Origin of the sequence: Phaeobacter sp. B1627, from assembly GCF_006265095.1 — a bacterium.
GTDB lineage: Bacteria > Pseudomonadota > Alphaproteobacteria > Rhodobacterales > Rhodobacteraceae > Epibacterium.
Window position 1 is genome coordinate 1 of sequence record NZ_VCNK01000087.1, and the last position, 2,337, is coordinate 2,337.

Here is a 2,337-nt window from a genome sequence, read left to right on the forward strand (position 1 = left end):
TGACGGCTCCCAGCCCAAAGCGGTCGGTCGCTACTATGCAAATGAAACGGCGATCAGCTTCAAGAACGCGCGGGACACACTCTAAAAGCAGACCTTGGACACAAACACTCGCGTGCTGTCGATAACGCCGCTTCAACGACGAGTAGAGCTGCTATCAGGCCTTCAGCCTAAAAACCACCGTCACCGCCCTTGGTGGAAATTTCGACCCCGCATACGATGACACGGCCGATCTCGGCGCACCAGCCGCACAGCACCGGGCCCGGTTAGTTCAGCGAATCCTTGAATGGTTTTGGATAAGCTAAGAACGGAGCGGGGTTCCCCGTGCATGACCACGACCTCAATGCCATAGAGTGTCTGCTGGCGTGGCTCAGGAATGTGAGTGGGCTGTTTGACCCACTCGAATTTCTTGAACCCGTAATCACTGGGGCTGAAAACCTCAGTGTATTGGACAACATCACCCTTTTTGACGTCCTTGACACTCATCGCTTTACACCGCGATCCGCTTGCGCGACTTGGCCGCTTTGCGTTGCTTGGCTTCCATCGCCTTACGCTGTTTGCGGTTCAAGGTCCGTTGCGACTTTGCCGAGGCCATGGGCGAATGCACCACGTCAAGCGGCTCGTTCCGTGGCATAGCAGACAGCGCGGCACCCTTGAGCGGTTGCACTGGGCCACGATCCAGCACCATCGGCGCAGGCAAACGCGGGCCTTGGCTTTCCCATTCAGCGGCCTTGTAGATGTCTTCAAGCGTTGTGCCGGAACAGGCCAGTACGAAATCCTCTGGCTTGGGCAGCGTGTCGCCAAAATCCCAATGGAACGGCACTCCGGGACCATCGCCCACGCGGATCAGTTCGTCGTCACCGACAACACCGTCGCCTGCCTCGATCAGGTCAGCCACGGCCCACGATTTGCGTTCTTTGCCAGTGCCGACGAGAAAGCGCGTACCGAGGCGAATGCGGCCAGCATCGTTCTGTACGACTGTGCCATCCGCTTTGCGCACCTGTGTGATCGCTTGGACAAAACCGTCACGCGGGCTGTCTACTGGAACGTTGGTGGCTGCGCGGATCAGCGTGCCATCCTGATGCTTGATCACGCCGTCATCGCGCAGAACATCGATCAGCGTTTCGTATTTGTCTGTCTTCTTGCTATCCGCACGGTAGTACACGTGTCCGGGGGTCACGCGAGTACCATGGAAATCCAGCAGGATTTTAGCGGCGTTTTGGAAGGTGCGTGTCACTGGCCCCGGTACTAGGTTGTCGTTATCATCGAAGGACACGACGATATCACCCACTTCGATCAGCTCAATCGGCTTCTTCCAAACCTTAGCCCGCACTTCGTCTTGATCGTAGATGCCTGTCGACCCGGGCTTAAGCCTTGGGTCGACAGGCCACATATCAATGGGTGTTTCGCCGCCGAAACAGGAGTCATTTTGTGTCACACTTGAACCGTCACGGTTGAACACCTGAAACACGCTGCCGTTGATAGGATTAGGTTCGAAACCTGCGCCTTCAAGAAAAGGTCGAGCTTCGACTGGTGTTAGTCGGTTTCCATTTTCGTCGACAGCAAACGTATTAACCAGGTTGTATCCATTTGTCGATTGCGTCGTCTCAGTTACAATCACAACTCCTGAGGACTGATACCGATAGTCCTTTGCGGTTATCGTACTCACGTCCCAGCCGTTTTGCCCTTCGCTATATGCGCCAATTTCAAAAACACTTTCCGTGCCAGCTCCTAAGGATAGGAACATGTCTCCTGTTTCGAGATTTTTTTGCACTTGAACGGCAACAGCGGGAGTGCCGATGGGAGTCCCGCCACCCAGGTAGAGAGCGCCAGACGCATCGAGAACCCCATCATTTGGGTCGTTATCGAAAAAATCTAGATCGCGCGGGTCAAGATACACCGTCGCCCAAGCTGAGCCGGACACTCCTAGAGCCGCTTCTGTGAAGTACGAAAAGGCGAACCCTCCATTCGTATCCCAGCCAACAGCAAGTCCATGACTGGCAACTTGAATGTATAGCCCTTCTTGCGACATGATAAATTCCTTATTTTTCTATATGATCAGAGCTACCGTAGATTGTCGAAGCGCTTCGTATCTTTTCGTACCAATCACTTCCGAGTATTGCGAGGACAGCAAAAATTGCCAACAGGTGTGCGATTAGTACGAGAAAACTCAAGAGTTGGACTATTGGCCAACCATATACGGATGATCCCCACAGCAACAAAGCTGACAGAAATGATAAAGATAGCGACCATTTCAAAATACTGAAGCGCACTGATCCTCCGTTCTGGACGTTCCGCCTTGGCTCCGCTTTTAACAAAACGGTCGTTTTTGTCACGCTC

General features: G+C 53.7%; 2 protein-coding genes. Both read right to left on the reverse strand.

What is annotated here, in order from left to right; translation table 11 throughout:
- Positions 1–487: 487 nt before the first annotated feature.
- Positions 488–2,029, reverse strand: a complete 1,542-nt coding sequence (locus tag FGE21_RS20565) for a hypothetical protein (RefSeq protein WP_255731679.1) — start codon at positions 2,027–2,029, stop codon at positions 488–490.
- A 74-nt stretch (positions 2,030–2,103) separates the two neighbouring features.
- The coding region (locus FGE21_RS20230) for a hypothetical protein (protein ID WP_218062807.1) at positions 2,104–2,337 on the reverse strand (234 nt) is incomplete at its 5' end.